The organism is Gulosibacter molinativorax (assembly GCF_003010915.2).
In the GTDB taxonomy this organism is placed as follows: domain Bacteria; phylum Actinomycetota; class Actinomycetes; order Actinomycetales; family Microbacteriaceae; genus Gulosibacter; species Gulosibacter molinativorax.
Genome location: NZ_CP028426.1, coordinates 2,878,480 through 2,897,555 on the forward strand (window position 1 = coordinate 2,878,480; position 19,076 = coordinate 2,897,555).

General features: G+C 66.2%; 19 protein-coding genes. 14 read left to right on the forward strand and 5 right to left on the reverse strand.

All coding sequences use genetic code 11. From position 1 onward, the window contains the following. Positions 1-190 precede the first annotated feature (190 nt). The 4 genes from mtnN to GMOLON4_RS13370 all read right to left on the reverse strand — a co-directional run bounded on the left by mtnN (position 191) and on the right by GMOLON4_RS13370 (position 3,633). Positions 191-937 carry a 5'-methylthioadenosine/S-adenosylhomocysteine nucleosidase gene (gene mtnN / locus GMOLON4_RS13355; protein ID WP_051267165.1) on the reverse strand — a complete coding sequence of 249 codons (747 nt, stop codon included), beginning with the start codon at positions 935-937 and terminating at the stop codon, positions 191-193. Next, the gene (locus GMOLON4_RS13360; protein ID WP_035733393.1) at positions 937-1,401 is read right to left on the reverse strand and encodes an S-ribosylhomocysteine lyase; all 465 of its coding nucleotides are present in this window, start codon (positions 1,399-1,401) and stop codon (positions 937-939) included. Before GMOLON4_RS13360 ends, mtnN begins: the two co-directional genes overlap by 1 nt. Before the next feature lie 134 nt (positions 1,402-1,535). Further along, positions 1,536-2,204: a potassium channel family protein gene (locus GMOLON4_RS13365; RefSeq protein ID WP_026937528.1), complete on the reverse strand. Its 669-nt coding sequence runs from the start codon at positions 2,202-2,204 to the stop codon at positions 1,536-1,538. After that, entirely contained in the window at positions 2,197-3,633 is a 1,437-nt protein-coding gene (locus GMOLON4_RS13370; protein WP_051267168.1) for a TrkH family potassium uptake protein, read from the reverse strand. The genes GMOLON4_RS13365 and GMOLON4_RS13370 overlap by 8 nt, the downstream gene beginning before the upstream one ends. 221 nt (positions 3,634-3,854) lie before the next feature. Between GMOLON4_RS13370 and GMOLON4_RS13375 the strand changes: the two genes are divergently transcribed. From GMOLON4_RS13375 to GMOLON4_RS13415, 9 genes are all read left to right on the forward strand, one after another. Next, positions 3,855-4,058, forward strand: coding sequence for a helix-turn-helix domain-containing protein (locus GMOLON4_RS13375; protein ID WP_026937530.1), 204 nt, complete (start codon positions 3,855-3,857; stop codon positions 4,056-4,058). A gap of 134 nt (positions 4,059-4,192) precedes the next feature. Continuing rightward, positions 4,193-4,291: a 30S ribosomal protein bS22 gene (locus GMOLON4_RS13380; protein ID WP_019174583.1), complete on the forward strand. Its 99-nt coding sequence runs from the start codon at positions 4,193-4,195 to the stop codon at positions 4,289-4,291. Between the two features lie 244 nt (positions 4,292-4,535). Further along, positions 4,536-5,780 carry a Na+/H+ antiporter NhaA gene (gene nhaA / locus GMOLON4_RS13385; protein ID WP_026937531.1) on the forward strand — a complete coding sequence of 415 codons (1,245 nt, stop codon included), beginning with the start codon at positions 4,536-4,538 and terminating at the stop codon, positions 5,778-5,780. Beyond that, positions 5,777-6,136 carry a glutaredoxin family protein gene (locus GMOLON4_RS13390; RefSeq protein ID WP_245575515.1) on the forward strand — a complete coding sequence of 120 codons (360 nt, stop codon included), beginning with the start codon at positions 5,777-5,779 and terminating at the stop codon, positions 6,134-6,136. Before nhaA ends, GMOLON4_RS13390 begins: the two co-directional genes overlap by 4 nt. Positions 6,137-6,386: 250 nt before the next feature. Then, positions 6,387-6,875 (forward strand): Lrp/AsnC family transcriptional regulator, encoded by a 489-nt coding sequence (locus GMOLON4_RS13395; protein WP_051267169.1) that lies wholly within the window; start codon positions 6,387-6,389, stop codon positions 6,873-6,875. A 148-nt stretch (positions 6,876-7,023) separates the two neighbouring features. Further along, the gene (gene pdhA, locus GMOLON4_RS13400) at positions 7,024-8,208 is read left to right on the forward strand and encodes a pyruvate dehydrogenase (acetyl-transferring) E1 component subunit alpha (protein ID WP_084147612.1); all 1,185 of its coding nucleotides are present in this window, start codon (positions 7,024-7,026) and stop codon (positions 8,206-8,208) included. Continuing rightward, complete coding sequence (locus GMOLON4_RS13405) at positions 8,205-9,239, forward strand: alpha-ketoacid dehydrogenase subunit beta (RefSeq protein ID WP_084147613.1); 1,035 nt, start codon at positions 8,205-8,207, stop codon at positions 9,237-9,239. Before pdhA ends, GMOLON4_RS13405 begins: the two co-directional genes overlap by 4 nt. Next, entirely contained in the window at positions 9,239-10,891 is a 1,653-nt protein-coding gene (locus GMOLON4_RS13410; RefSeq protein WP_026937535.1) for a 2-oxo acid dehydrogenase subunit E2, read from the forward strand. The genes GMOLON4_RS13405 and GMOLON4_RS13410 overlap by 1 nt, the downstream gene beginning before the upstream one ends. A 262-nt stretch (positions 10,892-11,153) precedes the next feature. Then, positions 11,154-12,554, forward strand: a complete 1,401-nt coding sequence (locus GMOLON4_RS13415; protein WP_051267171.1) for an amino acid permease — start codon at positions 11,154-11,156, stop codon at positions 12,552-12,554. A 126-nt stretch (positions 12,555-12,680) separates the two neighbouring features. Here the strand turns inward: GMOLON4_RS13415 and aspS are convergent, their stop codons facing one another. Further along, positions 12,681-13,991: an aspartate--tRNA(Asn) ligase gene (gene aspS, locus GMOLON4_RS13420; RefSeq protein WP_026937537.1), complete on the reverse strand. Its 1,311-nt coding sequence runs from the start codon at positions 13,989-13,991 to the stop codon at positions 12,681-12,683. A gap of 90 nt (positions 13,992-14,081) precedes the next feature. On the opposite strand from aspS, the gene GMOLON4_RS13425 reads away from it, so the two are divergent. From GMOLON4_RS13425 to ccsB, 5 genes are read left to right on the forward strand one after another with little or no spacing between them, the layout of a single operon-like run. Further along, positions 14,082-14,783: a histidine phosphatase family protein gene (locus GMOLON4_RS13425; protein WP_026937538.1), complete on the forward strand. Its 702-nt coding sequence runs from the start codon at positions 14,082-14,084 to the stop codon at positions 14,781-14,783. Continuing rightward, positions 14,780-15,394: a TlpA family protein disulfide reductase gene (locus GMOLON4_RS13430; RefSeq protein ID WP_035733396.1), complete on the forward strand. Its 615-nt coding sequence runs from the start codon at positions 14,780-14,782 to the stop codon at positions 15,392-15,394. The genes GMOLON4_RS13425 and GMOLON4_RS13430 overlap by 4 nt, the downstream gene beginning before the upstream one ends. Then, positions 15,391-16,269 carry a cytochrome c biogenesis CcdA family protein gene (locus GMOLON4_RS13435; protein ID WP_245575516.1) on the forward strand — a complete coding sequence of 293 codons (879 nt, stop codon included), beginning with the start codon at positions 15,391-15,393 and terminating at the stop codon, positions 16,267-16,269. Before GMOLON4_RS13430 ends, GMOLON4_RS13435 begins: the two co-directional genes overlap by 4 nt. Further along, the gene (gene resB, locus GMOLON4_RS13440) at positions 16,253-17,956 is read left to right on the forward strand and encodes a cytochrome c biogenesis protein ResB (protein ID WP_026937541.1); all 1,704 of its coding nucleotides are present in this window, start codon (positions 16,253-16,255) and stop codon (positions 17,954-17,956) included. The genes GMOLON4_RS13435 and resB overlap by 17 nt, the downstream gene beginning before the upstream one ends. After that, complete coding sequence (gene ccsB, locus GMOLON4_RS13445; protein WP_026937542.1) at positions 17,953-19,029, forward strand: c-type cytochrome biogenesis protein CcsB; 1,077 nt, start codon at positions 17,953-17,955, stop codon at positions 19,027-19,029. The genes resB and ccsB overlap by 4 nt, the downstream gene beginning before the upstream one ends. Positions 19,030-19,076 lie beyond the last annotated feature (47 nt).

A 19,076-nucleotide genomic window follows, 5' to 3' on the forward strand; every position in this document is an offset into this window, starting at 1 on the left:
CCCCTTGCCGGTGGCGCTCATGATTGCCGAAGTGCGGGCATGGGTGAGCGTTACCGGCAATGGTGGGGGTGGGATGCGCGTGGGCGAGAGCCAAGGGCGCATCCGCCCCTTGCCCGTAGCGCTCATGATTGCCGAAGTACCAGCATGGGTGAGCGTTACCGGCAATGGTCGGGGCGGGATGCGGTTTCGACTACAGCGCGGCGAGGAGGGCTCGCACCGCGTCGCGGCTGTGGGCGGCCGCCTCGTCGACACCCATGTGGAAGTCCTGCCCGGCCGACGGGCCGCAGAGGTCGGAGATGCCGCGCACCGAGATGAAAGGTACGCCGAACGCCGAAGCGGTCTGCGAGATGGCGCAGGACTCCATGTCGGTCGCGACCGCATCCGGGAAAGCTTCGCGCATGTCTGCGACGTTGCGCGTGGTCACGAACGTGTCGCCCGAGAGAATGCGCCCCACGCGTAGGGCGCCCGCGCTCGACCCGGGAATCCCGGCCAGAGCGGCGGCGACGAGCTCGGGGGAGGACTCGAAGCGCACCGGCTGGCGCGGGACCTGGCCGCGCTCGTAGCCGAACTCGGTCGCATCCGCCGTGCCGTAGGTGCAGGCCTCGGCCACGGCGATGTCGCCGACCGAAATGTCAGCGGGAAGGCCGCCACCGGTACCGGCAGAGATGACCGCGGCCGGGGCAAACTCGCCTGTCGCCCACGACGCGGCGCTCGCGGCCGCAACGAGCCCGATGTTGCTCGTGACGAGCACGGCATCGATCGCCCCGCCATCGCCTACGGCGAGACGACCGCGACGCGCCGAGACACCCGCGAGTGGTGTCGACACTGCCGAGACCTCGGTGAGGAACTCGTTAAACGGCGCGGACTCTTCGTCCATTGCGCAGATGATGACGACTGGCGCGCCAGCAGACAGCGCTGCGGCTAGCGCACCCGCCACTATGCATCCGCCTTCATGACGTTCGTCCAGCCGTCACGGGCGAGGAGGAACTTGGCCACCGCATCCTTCGCCCCGGCGAGGTCGTGGCTCGCGGCCCAACCGCACTGCACCTCGTTCGCAGCGGGAACCTCTTCGGCGTCGAGCAGGTCACGGAAGGTCGTCTCGAGCAGCTCGAGGAACGCATCCTCTTCAACCCCCAGGGTGAGTGCATAGAAGCCCGTCTGGCAGCCCATCGGCGAGAAGTCGATGAGCTTGTCCGTGTGATTGCGCATGAGCTCGGCCGTCGTGTGCTCGATCGAGTGCACCGTCGGCATCTCGAGGTGTTCCTCGTTTGGCTGGGCGAACCGCACGTCGTACTTGATCAGTACGTCGCCGCCGGGCAGTACCTTGCGGTCGGCGACGCGAACGTACGGTGCCGCGACCTCGCGGTGATCGAGATTGAAGGATTCAACATTCATGCGCATGCGACGAGCCTACGCGGTGCCACCGACACTGCGTAGACCGTCACCGCAGACTGTCAGCGCAGGCCGACACAGCGCAGGCCGACACGGCGAGGGCAACACCGCGCAGACCGACAGCGCAACCCCGCCATAGTCACCTACCGCAACGCGCTGAACCGCTCGATTCGATCCGCGGTGCCCGACACGATGATGAGATCGAGGTTCGAGATCTTCGTCTCCGGCGTCGCCTCCTTGAACTCGTTGCCGGGCGACTTCACGCCCATGATGCTCACCTGGTACTTGCTCCGAATCTGCGCCTCGCGCAAGGTGAGCCCGCGCACTGGCTTCGGCGGGTACATCTTTGCGAGCACGAACTGGTCATCGAACGCGATGTAGTCGAGCAGCCTTCCGTTGAGCAGGTGCGCGGCGCGCTCTCCGGCTTCCGCCTCGGGGTAAATCACGTGGTGCGCGCCGATGCGCTTCAGGATGCGCCCGTGAGTGCTCGACATCGCCTTCGCCCAGATCTGGGGCACTTTGAGGTCGGAGAGGTTCGCGGTGATGAGCACGCTCGCCTCGAGCGAGGTACCCACCGCGACGACCGCGATCGCAAACTCCTTCGCGCCGATCTGCTTGAGGGCGTCGATGTTGCGGGCGTCGAGCTGGGCAGTGTGCGTCACGCGGTCCGACCACTTCTGCACGAGCCCCTCGTCGCTATCGATCGCGAGCACCTCGCGACCGAGGCGATCGAGCTGGCCCGCCACTGCGGCACCGAAGCGACCGAGGCCGATAACGAGCACCGGGGCATTCGGGGGAATTGGTTCAGCCAACGATGATCCTTTCCTCGGGCAGCGTGTAGAGCTGCCGCTTGTGTCGTGACGCGAGCGAGGCGGCGAACGTCACCGTGCCGACGCGGCCGAGCCACATGGTCGTGGTGAGAACGTACGTCGCCGATTCGGGGAGTTCTTGCGTGAGGCCGGTCGAAAGGCCGCACGTCGCGAACGCCGAAATCGAGTCGAAGAGGGCGTACTTGAACTCCGCTCCCGACAGCTGCATCACGAGGATCGACGAGACCGCCACGATTGTCGCGCCCCAGAGCGCCACCGAGATGGCGAGGCGAAGCACATCCACTGGGATGCGCCTGCCGAATGAGTGGATGTCCGGGGAACCCTTGGCCTCGGCGACCGCGGCGAGGAAGAGAATCGCGAGCGTCGTCACCTTGATGCCACCCGCGGTCGACGCCGAGCCGCCACCGACGAACATGAGCATGTCCATGACGAGCAGCGTCGCGTCGTTCATTTCGCTGATGTCGACGGTCGAGAACCCACCTGACCGCGTCATCGCGGACATGAAGCCAGCGGTGATCGGGCGGAACCACGGGTCATCCATCGCGAGGGTCCGGGGGTTGTCGAACTCCAAGAGGTAAATGACGATCCAGCCGATGAAGAAGAGGAGCACGGTCGTCACGAGCGTGAGTTTCACGTGCACCGACAGGCGCTGCTTCGTGCGGATGCGGCGCACGATCGCGAAGATGACGGGGAAGCCGATCGAGCCGAGGAACACCGTGCCAGCGAGGCAACCCAAGAACCAAATGTTGTGCTCGAACGGCATGATCCCGTCCGGGTGGTGCGAGAAGCCGGTGTTCGTGAAGGCGCTCGCGGCGTAGTAGTACGCGTCGTAGATCGCCGACCAGGTGTCGTAGCCCGGGGTTGCGAGAAACACCGGCAGGATGAACAGGGCCGAGATGGTCTGGATCGTGACGAGCGAGATGGCCGCGGTCGCGAGGATGCCGCCGACCTCATCCAGCTTCACCGCCTGCGATTCCGAGACCGGGCCGGCGTGCGTGCGCAGCGGGTTGCCGTCCGAGGCCGCGATGAGTTTTTGGCGCAAACCGAGGCGGCGCGTGACGACGCGGCCGAGGAGGGATGCGAGCGTAAGCACGCCGAGCGCACCCGCCTGGATGCCGATGAAGACGAGGAGGTTGCCGAACGTCGACCAGTGCGTCGCCATATCGACAACCGCGAGCCCCGTGACGCAGATTGTCGAGACCGCGGTGAACAGCGCATCCGCGAACGGAGTAATCTCCCCGGTTGCTGACGCCGCCGGAAGCATAAAGAGGAACGTCCACAGTGCGATGATGCTCGTGAAGATCAGCACCGCAAAGCGGCTGGGGGAGTTGGTGCTGAAGTGCGCCAGGCCGTCGCGGATGCGCTCCCAAGGGGTTCGCCGCTGCGGTTCAAGCCGATAGCGATACGGCATATCGAACTCCTGGGGCTGACGGGCGGTGGATGGCCGAAGTTGGTCGGCCGAAAGACTAATCGAATGTGATGCTACTCGCGTAGAGCGAAGGCAGTGTAGTCGCGGGCGGTGGCGATTCTGGGAACGACACTCTAGTCTTGACGATGTACTCACAGATAACTCGTGTCACTCTAGTGTCGCCAGTTACAGTTACGACCGCGAACCGATTGGGGACATGGCACATGGCAAACGACCTGTCTGATGTCCGCTTCTTAACGGTGGCCGAAGTCGCAGAGCTCATGCGCGTCTCGAAGATGACGATTTATCGCATGGTTCACGCGGGCGAGCTTCCGGCAGTGAAGTTTGGTCGGTCGTATCGGGTGCCGGAATCGGCCGTCAAGGATGCAATCCGAGCGGCCACCGAGGGAGAGCAGCACTCCGCGTAGCGCAGTTCGCACTCGCGCCACGCCGCGGGTGTAGACTAGTCCGAGCGCATTTTCCGGGGAGGGTCGAACGCCCGTCTGGGTCGCACGGCCACAAGCTCCCCGATCGCATCGTCCAATCAATTTGAGGAAACAATATGGGTTCTGTCGTTAAGAAGCGCCGCAAGCGTATGTCGAAGAAGAAGCACCGCAAGCTGCTTCGCAAGACTCGCCATCAGCGTCGCAACAAGAAGTAGTCCGCTACTTCACGAGACGGGCACCATCCTTCGGGAAGGTGCCCGCTTCTCGTTTCCTGCGCTCAGTGAGTGCCCGCGCAGCGGGTGTATCGAGCTGAGGCTCTCCGTTCGCCGAGAGCCAGCGACGCTGGTGTATCGAGGCGCGGATGCGAGCCAGTCGGCATGGGTATACACTTCCACGAGGCGTGCTGGGAAGTCTGGTCAGCGAATCGTTAGACGTACCCGATTTGAAGAGGTTTCCCCTATGGCAATGTTGCCGAAGCACCGCCCAGACGACACATTCTCGCTCCGCGAGCGACTCAACTCCCGCAAGGTCGGCGGCACCCTGCTCCTCGTGTCCGCCGTGATCGCAATGATCTTCGCGAACACTCCGCTCGCGGGCTTCTACAACTTCATCAAGGATTTCGACCTCTCGATTCCCGCCATCGGCATCGATCACATGACGGTCGCGCACTGGGCGAGCGACGGCATCCTCGCGATCTTCTTCTTCGTCGTCGGTATCGAGCTGAAGCGTGAATTTGTCACCGGTCAGCTCCGCGACCCTCGCAAAGCATCCCTGCCGATTGCCGCCGCGGTCGGTGGCATGGCAGTTCCGGCGATCGTGTATGCGATCGTCGTTTCGACCTCGGGGATGGATGCACTCGAGGGCTGGGCGATCCCGGTCGCGACGGACATCGCCTTCGCGCTTGGCCTCCTCGCCGTCTTCGGTAAGGGTCTACCCTCGCCGTTCCGCGCGTTCCTGCTCACGCTCGCGGTGATGGATGACCTCCTTGGCATCGTCGTGATCGCGATCTTCTACACCGCCTCGCTGTCGCTGTGGTGGCTCGCCGCCTCCCTCGTGACGATTGCGGTGTACGCGTTGTGCGTCAACCGGGGCTGGAACGCGCGCTGGCTACTCATCCCGCTCGGCATCCTCGCCTGGTACTTCATGCTGCGCTCCGGCGTGCACGCGACGATCGCGGGCGTGCTGCTCGGCCTCACCGTGCCTGCGCTGCCACGTGCGGGGGACAAGATTTCGCTCGCGGAGGACATGGAGCACGACTGGAACGCGCTCTCGCAGGGGGTCGCGCTGCCCATCTTCGCGTTCTTTGCGGCAGGCGTGCCGTTTGCGGCCGGGGACGGCACGTTCTTCGATGCTTTGTCTCACCCGGTGTTCCTCGGCGTCTTCCTGGGGCTCTTCATCGGTAAGCCTCTCGGCATCTTGCTGACCGTGGCTTTGCTCTACAAATCTCCCTACTTCAGGCTCGACAGTTCGCTGAATCTCAAAGACATCGCGGCCCTCGGCGGCCTCGCTGGCATCGGCTTCACCGTGTCCCTGCTCATTGGTGAGCTCGCATTCCGCGGCAATGAGGCGATGCTCGACTACGCACACCTTGGCGTGATCCTGGGTTCGCTCGCGGCCGCGTTCGTGGCGATCTTCACGCTCCGCCTGCGCGAGCGCGCCCACCACGCCGAGAAGCTGCCCGAAGGAAAGGTCGCGATGCCGTGATCGGTCGATTCTTCGGGCGCGGGGAGCGGTCCGGTTCGGGTGATCCCCAGGCCGCCGACGCGCAGGTCGAACACCAGGCCGGAGCGGCCGCGGACACGACGGTAGAGTCCGAGACATCGGGGCACGTCGTGGATTTCTACGAGAAGCCGGGCTGCCACCTCTGCGAGGATGCGCTCTCGGTGGTCTCGGCCGAGGTCGAGCGGACCGGAGCGACCCTGCGCAGGCACAACATCCTCGAAGATCGTGAACTGCAGCGGCAGTACGGAGAACTGATCCCCGTCGTCGTAATCGACGGTGTGCAGCACTCCACCTGGTTCGTACAGGATGCGCGGCTGCGGGCCGCGCTGGCCGAATAGGCAGCGCCGCGCGATTGCCGAGCGGCGCGGCGCGGCCCGCTTGCCGAGTAGCGCAGCGTATCGAGGCCGCCGGGTGCCGTGGCGACTCTGACTCTGGCATCGAGGTCGGAGGTGCGCGCAAAATGCGTCACGGGTGGAGCCGCAGGATCGGAATGCTCCCTCCTGGAGTGCTATACGTGCCGCAAATCGCGGCTGATGGTGGTGTGACGGGCTGTAGGGATAATTGAGAGCGAAATAAAGGGAGGCGAGGATGCTCGACGACATTGATCTCGCGATTGTGCGGGCGCTGCGACGCGACGCTCGGCTGTCGATTCGGTCGCTCGCCGAGGAGGTTCACGTCTCGCGGTCGACCGCACATGAGCGGGTCAACCGGCTGCTCGAGCGTGGCGTGATCAGTGGGTTCTCGGCGATCGTGGACCCGGCTCAGGCCGGGCTCGCGGTACGAGCCATCTTGGTGGTCGATACCGGAGCGACGCCCGAGGGCGCCGACCTCGCGGATGCGCTGCTCGAGGTCCCCTTCGTGACTCGCGTGCAGACGATCGCTGGCGATATCGACTACGTCGTTGAGATCGCCGCACCAACCCACGACGCGCTCAGTAACGTCGTGCTGCGCCGGGTGCTGCGGCTGCCGGGCGTGCATTCGGTCCGCACGCACCTCGTGATCGGAGAGCAATCCCGCGATCCCGTCCAGGAGCCGCCGGAAGACTACGAACCGGGTCCATCCGACGGCGCGTGGTGATTCTCGGGTGCGCAAACCCGCCGGACAAATTGACCTGAAACCACTCATGGCCCGGACGTTTGGCACCCCGCATCCGACAGAATGACCGGCTGTCGGGAGTTGCCCGATCGGGTATCAAAACCCAGGCTGACCGGCGCATCCTGGGTACATGCGAGACAACGAAGTCGAGCCGAATGCGGCCCGCGATATAGCTCCGCGTGGCCCCGAGCTCTCAATCCCAGGTTCCCACTATTCACGGCTGCTTGACCTGCTGCCCGGCGCAGCACCCGTGCAGCTCATCGACGAGGCCGGCGAGGCCGGCGAGAACGCCACCGGCTATGCGATGCCCGATGACGCGACGCTGCAGAACGCGTACCGCCGCATGGTGATCGCCCGCCGCTGGGAAGCGCAGGTCACCGCGCTCACGCGACAGGGTCGTCTCGCGACGTACCCCTCGGCCTACGGCCAGGAGGCTGGCGAGGTCGGTAGCGTGCTGTCGCTCGAGGAGCGCGACTGGATGTTCCCGACCTACCGCGAGTCCTCGGCGCTGCTCACCCGCGGCGTGCCGCCACGCAACCTGCTGAGCTTCTTCCGCGGCGACTGGCACAACGCCTACAACCCGTACGAGTTCCGCATCAGCGCGCAGTCGACGCCGCTCGCGACGCAGTCGCTCCACGCCGTCGGGTTCGCGCACGCCGAGAAGCTGCAGGGCCGCGACACCGTCACGCTCACGTACCTCGGTGACGGCGCCTCGAGCGAGGGCGACACGCACGAGGCGATGAACTTCGCCGCGACGTGGAACACCGCGACCGTCTTTTTCGTCCAGAACAACCAGTACGCGATCTCGACTCCGCTCGAGTCCCAGACCCGCTCGCGGTCGATCGCGGATCGCGCGGCCGGCCTCGGCATTCGGGGCGTGTGGGTCGACGGCAACGACATTGCCGCGGTGATCGCGGTGCTTCAGGATGCGGTGGCTCGCGCCCGCGCGGGGGAGGGCCCGACCGTGGTCGAGGCGCGCACCTACCGCCTCGAGTCGCACACCAACTCGGACGACCCGACACGCTATCGCACCTCGGAGGAGGCAGCGGCCTGGGCGCCCTATGACCCGATCGAGCGGCTCGCGACCTATCTGCGAAGCCGCGACCTCCTCGGCGAGGAACTCGAGGCCGAGATCACCGCAGAGGCCGAGGCCAACGCGTCCAAGACCCGCGACGCGATGAACGAGACCGTCGAGATCGACCCGCTCGAGCTTTTTGAGCACGTCTATGCGACCCCGCGGTCAGCCCTGAACGAACAGCGCGCGATGCTCGCCGAAGAGCTCGCCGCACGCGAACCGCAAGGAGCCACCTCATGACTTCCCTGACGATGCCCACGCAGCCCGCCCGCGAAGAGCGGCCGAAGCGACCCTCGGGCGTGGAGACGATGTCGATTGCCGGTGCGATCAATAACGCGCTTCGCGATTCGCTCGCGGAGGACCCGCGCGTCGTGATCTTCGGTGAGGATGTTGGCCCGCTCGGCGGCGTCTTCCGCGTCACCGACAAGCTCGCCGCCGAGTTCGGCGCCGACCGCGTGTGGGATGCGCCGCTTGCAGAGTCGGGGATCGTCGGCACCGCGATCGGCATGGCGATGTCGGGGATGCGCCCGGTCGTCGAGATGCAGTTTGACGCGTTCAGCTACCCGGCCTTCGAGCAGGTGCTCTCGCACGTCGCGAAGATGCGCAATCGCACGCGCGGCAACGTCGAGCTGCCGCTTGTGATCCGCATCCCGTATGGCGGCGGCATCGGCGGCGTCGAGCACCACTCCGATTCCTCGGAGGCCTACTGGGCCCACACTCCCGGGCTCACGGTCGTCACGCCCTCGAACGCGGCGGATGCGTACCGCCTCACTCGCGACGCGATCGCGTCGAACGACCCGGTGGTGATCTTTGAGCCGAAGCGCCGCTACTGGGCCAAGGGCGAGGTCGACCGCGACCACTCGCCGGCGCCGATGAACCGCGCGCGGGTGCTGCGCGAGGGCACCGACGCGACGCTGCTCGCCTACGGGCCGACCGTCGACGTCGCGCTCGAGGCCGCGCGACTCGGGGAGGATGAAGACCTCTCGCTCGAGGTCATCGACCTCCGCACGCTGTCGCCCTTCGACGACGAGACCGTCTCGGAATCGGTGCGCAAGACCTCGCGCGCGACCGTGATCCACGAGGCCGCGCAGTTCGGCGGCTACGGCGCCGAGGTTGTCGCGCGGGTGACCGAGCGCAACTTCTACTACCTGGATGCGCCAGTGCTGCGCGTCACGGGCTTCGATGTGCCTTATCCGACACCGAAGCTCGAGGAATATTTCTTGCCGACCGCCGAGCGCGTGCTCGCCGCGATGGACCGTTGGGAGTGGTGATGACGGAAACTCAGGAATTCATCCTGCCGGACCTCGGCGAGGGCCTCGTGGAGGCGACGATCGTCGAGTGGAAGGTCGCCGTGGGCGACGAGGTCACGATCGACCAGCTCGTGGTCGAGGTCGAATCGGCTAAGTCGGTCGTCGAGCTGCCGACGCCGTACGCGGGGCGCGTCGTCGCGCTCGGCGCGGGCGAAGGCGAGGTACTGAACGCGGGGCAGATGTTGCTCTCGGTTGCGCCCGCATCGTCGGGTGAGCCTGCCTCGACGGGTGAGCCCGCCTCGTCGGAGGCCGGAGCGACGGGTGAGCCTGTCGAAGCCCCGACCGAGCCGACCGAGGCCGCCACCGCCGACGCCGAACCAAACGACGGCCGCCCGGGCTCCGCGACCGACATCGGTCGCGGCTGGAGCGGTGAGGATGCGCAGGCAGCTTCCGCAGGCAGCGAGCCTTCAGACTCGGGCTCCGGCGCAGTGCTCGTTGGCTACGGCACGAAGGAATCGAACGCGCGCCTGCGCCGCCCGGAGGGTGGCCGCTTCAAGCGCCGCCGCCAGCAGGCCGGAAGCAACTCCGTACAGGCAGCGGCATCCTGCGAACCCGGCACCTCGTCCGGCCGCGCGGATCTCACGCACGCGGCGGCTGACCTCGCGCAAGCAACGAACACGCACGACAACCCAGCCGCGAGCGTCACGCTGATTGATGAGCGCCGCAACTCCCCGGTCATGTCGCCCCTCGTGCGCCGCGAGGCGCAGGCCGCGGGCTTCGACGCCCGGCACCTCCAGGGCAGCGGACCCGCGGGCCTCGTCGTCCGTGCCGACGTTCAACAGGCTGCGGCCGCGCTTGCAGGCGGGGCCGCGCCGCAGGCTCAGGCAGTCGCGCCGGTGACCCAGCTGCGGGCGCAACAGTCGCAGCTGGCGCGTGCCGTGCATCCTGCCGGCCAGGCGCCAGCTGCCGGACGCGAAGCCGCGGCCGACCACCGCATCCCCGTCGAAGGGATGCGCGCGATCGTCGCGGAGCACATGGCGCAGTCGCACGCGAGCGTGCCGAAGGCGACGATCTGGCTCGATGCCGACGTCACGCCCCTGCTCGAACTACGGAAGCAGCTGCAGGACAGCACCGGCGAGCGCTTTAGCCTCACGACGCTCATCGCGCGCATCGTCGTGGCGGGGCTCAAGCAGCATCCGCGACTCAACGCATCCTTCGATGCGGCGGCGAACGAGATCGTCGAGCACGGGCGCATCAACCTGGGCATCGCGGCGCAGACGCCGCGTGGCCTGTCGGTGCCGGTCGTGCACGGCGCGAGCGAGATGAACCTGCGAGAGCTGCGCGACGGTATCGGCGAGCTCGTCGCCGAGGCGCCGCGGGGCAAGTATTCGCCGAGCCAGCTGCAGGGCGGCACGTTCACGCTCAACAACTACGGCGGCTTCGGTGTCGATGGCTCGAGCCCGATCATCAACTTGCCGCAGGCGGCGATGCTCGGCATCGGTCGGCTCAAGGAACGCCCCTGGGTCGTCGACGGCGAGCACGCGGTGCGCACCGTCATGACGGTGAGCTTCGTATTCGACCACCGCGTGTGCGACGGGGATGCGGCGAGCGCGTTCCTGACCTACGTCACCGATCGCATGGAACGGCCAGCCCTGTTATTCGCTGACCTGTAGGGATACCCTGGAGGGATCGACATTGCGCTCGGCCAGCCCACTATCCGGGCTGGCCGGGCGGCCGAGGCCAGCTCAGCTGGCTGGGTAGCCGTAGGTCACTCACGCTGGCTGAGTAGCCGAAGGCGTATCGAAGCCCGCCATGACGGGCACACAATCCGGCCGAAACGGCCGACCTTTCGGGATCCCCGAGCCGCAGACCGCGTGCTCGGGCGCATCCCAACTATGCCAATTTGCGGGCGAACCCCGCTTTGGAAGGAGCGCGATGACTCACCCATCGCAGCAGCAAGACAGCATCGAAATCACGAAGACCGAGGGGCTGAAGCGCTCGCTGACGAGCCGCCAGCTATCGATGATCGGCCTCGGTGGCGCGATCGGTGCGGGCCTGTTTGTCGGCTCGGGCGAGGCGATCTCGGTTGCTGGCCCTGCCGTCGTGATCTCGTACATCGTCGCGGGCCTGATCGTGATCCTGATCATGTGGATGCTCGGCGAACTCGTCGCGGAGGACCCGCAGCCGGGCGCATTCTCGGTCTTCGCGGGCAAGGCGTTCGGCGCCGTCACGGGTGGAACCGTGGGCCTGCTGTATTGGTTCCAGCTCGTCGTCGTGATTGCAGCTGAGGCGACCGCGGCCGCGGCAATCGCGTCCGCCTGGCTACCGCAGGTGCATCAGGGCGTCTGGGCGCTCGGGTTCCTCGTCGTGCTCACCGCGGTGAACCTCTTGGGCGTGCGCAACTACGGCAACTTCGAGTACTGGTTCTCGATCATCAAGGTGGTCGCGATTATCGCCTTCCTCGCTGCGGGCTTCGCGTTCCTCTTCGGCTGGTTCCCCGACATCCAGTCGCCGGGCATGTCGAACTGGACCGAGCACGGCGGCTTCGCGCCAGGCGGGCTGCTCGGCATGTCGGCCGCGCTCCTGATCGTGATCTTCTCGTTCGGTGGCACCGAGGTCGTCGCGATCGCGGCGGCCGAGAGCGAGAACCCGGCCCAGGGTATCCGCAAGGCGGTGCGCTCGGTGATGTGGCGCATCCTCGTGTTCTACATCGGCTCGGTGTTCGTGATCATCTCGATCCTGCCGTGGAACTCGGAGGGCGTCGCGAGCGGCCCGTTCGTTGCGGTGCTGCAGCACCTGCGCATCCCGGGCGCGGACGTGCTGATGTCGATCCTGATCGTGATCGCCCTGCTCTCGGCGCTCAACGCGAACCTGTACGGCTCCTCGCGTATGGCATTCTCGCTCGCGGAGCGCGGTTTTGCGCCGAAGCGACTGATGCGCCTCTCGGGCAGCGGCGTCCCGCGCTGGGCCGTGCTCGCATCGGTCGCGGTGGGCTTCATCACCGTGATCTTCAACTTCATCGCGGCGGATGCGGTGCTGCCGATCCTGCTGAACCTCGTCGGCTCGACGGTGCTCATGGTCTGGCTGTCGGTGCTCGCGTCGTATTACATGCTGCGGGTGCGCGGCCGCGGCGGGAAGGATGCGAACGGCAACATGAATCTGCGGCCTGCGATCCTGACGCTCGGCGCCGCGGTGCTGCTCGGCGCGGTATTCGTGCTCGCGCTGCTGACGCCGGGACCGCGCGAGCAGCTGCTCGCGACCGTCTCGCTCACCGTCGTCTTCTTCGTGGCGCTGTGGCTCAGCGAGCGGCGCCGGAAGGCCGCCGCGATGCGCTAGTCCGAGGCAGGCGCGGCGAAGACCCACAATTTGCGGCACAAATAGACCCTTGAGAGGGAGCATTTCACTCTCAAGGGTCTATTTGTGTCTCGTTTTGCCGAGGGCGGCCGGTGCGGGCGGAAAGCCCTACGGCTGCAGGCGGTTCGGGCCGCGGAAGAGGTACGTAACCTCGCGCAGGTTCGGCTGGTGCAGCATCAGCATCAGCATGCGCGAGAGGCCCATGCCGAAGCCGCCGTGCGGGGGAGCACCGTAGCGGAAGAAGTCGAGGTAGAACTCGAGCGCCTTCGCGTCCATGCCCTTCTCGCCGATCTGCTCGGTGAGCACGTCGAGGCGGTGCTCACGCTGCGCGCCGGTCGAGATCTCCACGCCGTTCCAGACGAGGTCATACGACTTCGTGAGCTGCGCATCCGACTCGTGACGCATGTGGTAGAACGGGCGGATCGAGGCGGGGTAGTCGGTGAGGAACACGAACTCGCTGCCGTGCTCTTCGAGGGCCCAGCGGCCGATCTCGCGCTCGCCCTCAGGGTCCATGTCGAGGTCCTGGCGCTCGAACTTGTGGCCGCGCGACTCGACGATCTCACGAGCCTCGAGCAGCGGCACGCGCGGGAACGGGTTCTCGGGCAGGTTGATCTCGACATCGAAGAGGCGCTTGATGTCGTCGCCGTGGCGCTCCTTGACCGCGGTGAGCGCGGTGCGGATGAGCTCCTCCTGCATGTCCATGACGTCGGCGTGCGACTCGATCCAGGAGATCTCGGCATCGACCGAGGTGAACTCGGTCGCGTGGCGGGAGGTGAACGAGGGGTCGGCGCGGAACGCCGGGCCGATCTCGAAGACCTTGCCGAAGCCGGAGGACTGCGCCATCTGCTTGAAGAACTGCGGCGACTGCGCGAGGTAGGCGACGCCGTCGAAATACTCGACCTTGAAGAGCTCGGCGTTCGACTCCGAGGCGGTCGCCATGAACTTCGGCGTGAAGATCTCGATGTAGTCGCGGTCGTACCAATAGTTGCGCATCGCGTGGGTCATCGTGGTCTGCGCGCGGAACATCACGTTGTTGCGCTCGGTACGCAGGTCGAGGAAACGCCAGTCGAGGCGCTTGTCGATCGATGAGTCGTCGGCGATGGGGGTTTCGGGGTCGGCTTCCGAGTTCACGGTGATCGAGGAGACCTTGACCTCGAGGCCGCCGAGCTTGACGCGTTCGTCCTTCTTGAGGTCGCCCTCGACGGTGAGCATCGTGCCCTGGGCGAGGCCCGAGATGGTGTCGCTGATCTCTTCGCGACCCTCGCTGCGCGGATTTACGAGCTGGCAGGCGCCAGTCTCATCGCGGAGCACGACAAACTGCACCTTCTTTTGATCACGGACGGTGTCGACCCAGCCCTGGATCTTGACGGGACCGTCTTCGAGAGCGGCGAGTGCGTTAATAAGGGTACGTTCAGTCACTCGACTACCTTAGCCGCAGTGGGCGTTCGGCCGCACTCGGCGGCGGCACAAGAGGCGCGCTAAGAGGGGCGCGAACGTAGACTGGCAGTCATGATCTCGCAGCGCATCCACCTCGTCCGTCACGGCGAGGTCTTCAACCCCGACGGCGTGCTCTACGGTCGCCTCCCGGGCTTCGGCCTGAGCGAGCGAGGGCACCGGATGGCAAAGCTCGCGGCGGATGACCTGGCCGAGCGGCAGGTGCCAGCCACGCGGCTCGTGGTGTCGCCTCTACAGCGCACCCGGGAATCGGCCCAGCCCATCGCGGATGCGCTTGGCCTCGAGATGATCATCGACGAGCGCGTCGTCGAACCATGGAACGAGTTCGAGGGCAAGCAGTTGCGCGGCAAGAAGTCGGCACTCAGACACCCATCGAACTGGCACCTTGTGACCCGGCCGTGGGTGCCGAGCTGGGGAGAGCCGTTCGTCGAGATCGCGGCGCGGATGCGTGAGGCGCTCCTCGAGCACGCGATGGACTCGAAGACGCAGGCGCGAAAATCAGCCTCGGCGAGTATTGACGGAGGACAATCGCTTCCAGCCGCAGATGTTATCGTGGTGTCTCATCAGCTGCCGATCTGGATGGTGCATCGGGCGGTTACCCATCAACCGCTGCCGCACAACCCGGCGAAGCGCCGCTGCTCGCTTTCGAGCATTACGGCGCTCGAGTACCACCCCGCAACCGGTTTCACCGAGGCCGCGTACCGCGAACCGGCGCTGACTGAACTCGCTTCTGCGACCGATCAGGGAGCCGTGTGACCAACCGTATTCGCCGCCACCGACGTGGCCTCACCGCCGTTGCGTTGGCTGTCGTCGCGACCCTCGCGCTCGCCGGCTGCGCGAATGACAGCTTCGCCGAACAGTACGCCGCCGACGCCGAACAGGGTTACGTCGCGGGCGACGGCTCGTGGGAGGTCTTCACCCCGGGCGAGCGCGCCCAGCCCGTGGCGTACGAGGGCGAGAGCGAGTCGGGCGACACAGTGACGAGCGCCGACTACGCCGGCGAGGTCGTCGTCATGAACTTCTGGTACGCCGCGTGCCCGCCGTGCCGCGTCGAGGCGAAAGACCTCGAGCAGGTCAACCAGGACTTCGCCGACCAGGGCGTCAACTTCCTCGGCGTCAACGTCTACGACCAGGCGCCCACGGCAGAGTCGTTCAACAAGGAATTCGGGATCACCTACCCGTCCATCCTCGACGTCGAATCCGCCTCGGTGCGCCTCGCGTTCTCCGACAACGTGCCGCCGCAGGCGATTCCCTCGACCCTCGTCATTGACCAGAACGGCTCGGTCGCGGCGGTCATCCGTGGCGTCGCCGACCCCTCGGTACTCACCGAAATGATCAATACCGTCCTCGAAGAGCAGGCCGCGTGATCGCACAGCTCGCAGTCAGCGCCACGCTGGCCGCCGGCCCGGCGCTCGCGGCGAGCCCGGGGGAGACGATCATGACCGGGCAGCTGCTTGTCGCGCTGCCGCTCGCGTTTCTTGCCGGGTTCATCTCCTTTGCGTCGCCGTGCGTCCTCCCGGTGATTCCGGGCTACGTCGGGATGCTCGGCTCGGTCTCGACGGCCGATGACAGCAAGGCTGTGTCCGGCAAGGATGCATCGGATCAGTCGGCGGCCGGGGCCGGCATGGCGGCTGGGACCGGTACCAAGACCCGGACGAAGGCCCCCGCGCGCAGCCGGGTCGCGCTCGGCGCGACCCTCTTCGTGCTCGGCTTCTCGGTGATCTACGTGCTCACCGGGGCGATCTTCGGCCAGCTCGGCGTCTGGTTCATGCAGTACCAGGGTCCGATCATGCGCGTCCTCGGAGTTCTCGTGATCATCATGGGGCTCGTGTTCGTCGGCATGGCCGGCCCATGGCAGCGCACCGTGAAATTCAACAAGGCGCCCGCGGGACTCATCGGCGCGCCCATCCTCGGTGCGATCTTCGGACTCGGCTGGGCGCCCTGCATCGGTCCCACGCTCGTCGCGATTCAGGCACTCTCGTTTGACACCGCATCCCCGGGCCGTGGCGCGCTCCTCGCCTTCGTCTACTGCCTCGGCCTCGGCATCCCGTTCATCCTCGCCGCCGTCTTCTGGAACGCGGCCACCAACTGGGTGGGCTGGCTCAAGCGGAACATCCGTACCATCAACCTGATCGGTGGCGGCATCATCATCCTGATTGGCCTGCTCATGGTGCTCGGCATCTGGCAGCAGTTCGTCTCCTACATTGCAGCAATGCTCCCTGGTTATGTCGCGCCCATCTGATCATATTGAGGCGGATCGCCCCGGCTTCGAGCCCCGCGATGTCCGCAAGCCGAGCCGCGCATCCGGCAACGGCGGCAAGCCGAAACAGACGGGTCCCGTCGTCACCGTACTGCGGGGCCTGTGGACGTGGCTGACGAGCATGCGCACCGCGATCATCCTGCTGTTGCTGCTCGCGCTCGCCGCGGTGCCCGGCTCGCTGTTCCCGCAGCGCTCGAGTGACCCGAATGGCGTCACGGTCTACTTCAACGAGAACCCCGATCTGGCGCCGCGGCTCGACGACTGGGGTCTGTTCGACGTGTACTCGACGTGGTGGTTCTCGTCGATCTACATCCTGCTCTTCATCTCGCTGGTGGGCTGCATCCTGCCCCGCACGACGCACCACCTCAAGGCACTTCGCTCGAAGCCGCCGCGCACGCCCGCGCGCCTCTCGCGAATGGATGCGTACGCCGAGGTCCAGCTCGACGACAAGTGGGTTGGACGCGAGGGCGAGATCATCGCGAGCGCGCGCGACACGCTGCGCAAGAGCCGCTACCGCACCGAGATCTACGACGGCGGCAAGCGCGGCATTTCAGTTTCGGCCGAGCGCGGCTACGTGCGCGAGACGGGCAACCTGATCTTCCACATCGCGATGCTCGGCGTGATCCTCTCGGTCGGGTTCCTCTCGGGCTTCAATTGGCACGGCCAGCGCGTGCTCGTCGAGGGCCAGACGTTCGTGAACGGCCTCGTGAGCTACTCGTCATTCAACCCGGGGCGCTTCTTCACCCCCGATCAGCTGCCGCCGTATTCGATGAAGCTCAACGAGCTCGATGTCACGTATGAGACCGAAAACGAGAACGCCATCGGCATCCCGATCGACTACACGGCCCACGTGACCGTGACGCATCCGGGCGAGGGGCCGACCGACACGACCATTCGTGTCAACGACCCACTGCGCCTCGACGGTACCGACACGTACCTCCTCGCGAACGGCTACGCGCCGACGATCACGGTGCGCGACCCGGAGGGGAATGAAGTCTTCCGCGACTCCGTTGCGTTCATCCCGCAGGACAATTTCCTCACCTCGACCGGCGTCGTGAAGGTGCCGGATGGGCTGGCCGAGCAGGTTGGCTTCCTCGGTTTCTTCTACCCGACCGCGGCGCAGCTCGACTCGGGCGCGCTCACCTCGGTGCATCAGGACCTGCACAACCCGATGCTCACGTTCAACGTGTACGTCGGCGACCTCGGGCTCGACACGGGTATGCCGGTGTCGGTCTATAGCCTTGATACGACCGACCTCACGCAGATCGCGGGCCGCGACATGGCGGTGCAAGCGATCGAGCTCGCGCCGGGCGACACCGTCGAGTTGCCGAACGGCCTCGGCACCATGACGCTCGACGCCGAGATTCCCCGCTACGCCTCCTTCGACGTCCACCGCGACTACACGCGCGTGCCCGTCGCCACCTTCGTATTTCTCGCGATCGCGGGGCTCGTCACGTCGCTCCTCGTCCCTCGCCGCCGCGTGTGGGTGAAGGTGACGAAGAACGCTGAGGGCGTGCTGCTTGAGTTCGCTGGTCTCGCTCGCGGCGAGGACCACCAACTTGCCCGCGCGGTGAACGATTTGGTCGACGCCCAAACCCAGAAGCTCGTATCGTTGAGGGCAACGCCGGCGACCGCCGGAGACGCCGGAGACGGAAAGTCAGGACAATGATCGAAACGCTTTCGAACTCGTCGAACATCGCGCTGTATATCGCCATGGTGGTCTATGCGGCGGCGTTCATCTTCTTCACGATCGACCTCGCTACGCGCGGCGCGAAGAAGCAGGATGTGGCGGCTAAGTCGTCGGCGCTCGGTGCTACGGAGCGCTCGAAGCAGCTCGTCGGTGCGGGTGCCTCGGCCGAGGTTGGTGGCGAAGCGGCGGATGCGGGCATTCTGCGTTCGAGCGTCGTGACCAGCTCGGGCTCGGGGTCGGGTGCCGTTGCGGGCCAGGCCGCCAAGGCTGAGCCGCGCTGGCGCGACCAGCGCGGCACGGTCTCGCAGAAGATTGCGATGGTGCTCACCGTCGTAGCGTTCGTCGCACACCTCGCCGCGACCGTGTTGCGCGGCATCGCCGCCGAGCGCGTGCCGTGGTCGAACATGTTCGAGTACACGATGACCTCGACGCTGCTGATCGTGCTCGTGTTCCTTGCGGTGCAGTTCTGGCAGGACCTCCGCTTCCTCGGCACGTTCATTACGGGCTTCGTCGTGCTCAGCCTTGGCGTCGCGACGGTGGGCTTCTACGTTGATGTTGTCCCTCTGCAGCCCGCGCTGCAGTCGTGGTGGCTCGTGATCCACGTGTTCGTGGCCTCGCTCGGTACCGGTTTCCTCGCGCTCGGCTTCGGGCTTTCCCTGTTGCAGCTGCTGCAGGCGCGACGCGAGGCGAAGATTCGTGCGGGCGAGGGTAACAAGCGTGGCTGGCTGTCGGCCATGCCGAGCTCGGAGCGACTCGAGGATCTCGCGTTCCGTGTCAACGTGATCGGCTTCATCTTCTGGACGTTCACCCTGGTCGCCGGTGCCATCTGGGCCGAGCGCGCGTGGGGCCGCTACTGGGGCTGGGACACCAAGGAGGTGTGGACCTTCATCATCTGGGTGGTCTACGCCGGCTACCTGCACGCCCGCGGTACTCGCGGCTGGCGCGGTGCGCCTTCGGCCTGGCTGTCGATTGCAGGCTTCGCGACCGTGGTGTTCAACTTCGGCATCGTGAACGTCTTCTTTACGGGCCTCCACGCCTACTCCGGCATGTAGCCCGTCTCGCTCCCCGAGTAAGGCCGTAGGCCTGTATCGAGGGGCCG

Bases quoted from the DNA above. Each gene is read 5' to 3' on its own strand.
- GMOLON4_RS13375 (WP_026937530.1), top strand. From the start codon at position 3,855: ATGGCAAACGACCTGTCTGATGTCCGCTTCTTAACGGTGGCCGAAGTC.
- GMOLON4_RS13360 (WP_035733393.1), bottom strand. From the start codon at position 1,401: ATGCGCATGAATGTTGAATCCTTCAATCTCGATCACCGCGAGGTCGCG.
- ccsB (WP_026937542.1), top strand. From the start codon at position 17,953: ATGATCGAAACGCTTTCGAACTCGTCGAACATCGCGCTGTATATCGCC.
- GMOLON4_RS13405 (WP_084147613.1), top strand. From the start codon at position 8,205: ATGACTTCCCTGACGATGCCCACGCAGCCCGCCCGCGAAGAGCGGCCG.
- pdhA (WP_084147612.1), top strand. From the start codon at position 7,024: ATGCGAGACAACGAAGTCGAGCCGAATGCGGCCCGCGATATAGCTCCG.
- resB (WP_026937541.1), top strand. From the start codon at position 16,253: ATGTCGCGCCCATCTGATCATATTGAGGCGGATCGCCCCGGCTTCGAG.
- GMOLON4_RS13380 (WP_019174583.1), top strand. From the start codon at position 4,193: ATGGGTTCTGTCGTTAAGAAGCGCCGCAAGCGTATGTCGAAGAAGAAG.
- GMOLON4_RS13370 (WP_051267168.1), bottom strand. From the start codon at position 3,633: ATGCCGTATCGCTATCGGCTTGAACCGCAGCGGCGAACCCCTTGGGAG.
- GMOLON4_RS13410 (WP_026937535.1), top strand. From the start codon at position 9,239: ATGACGGAAACTCAGGAATTCATCCTGCCGGACCTCGGCGAGGGCCTC.
- nhaA (WP_026937531.1), top strand. From the start codon at position 4,536: ATGGCAATGTTGCCGAAGCACCGCCCAGACGACACATTCTCGCTCCGC.
- GMOLON4_RS13425 (WP_026937538.1), top strand. From the start codon at position 14,082: ATGATCTCGCAGCGCATCCACCTCGTCCGTCACGGCGAGGTCTTCAAC.
- GMOLON4_RS13395 (WP_051267169.1), top strand. From the start codon at position 6,387: ATGCTCGACGACATTGATCTCGCGATTGTGCGGGCGCTGCGACGCGAC.
- GMOLON4_RS13415 (WP_051267171.1), top strand. From the start codon at position 11,154: ATGACTCACCCATCGCAGCAGCAAGACAGCATCGAAATCACGAAGACC.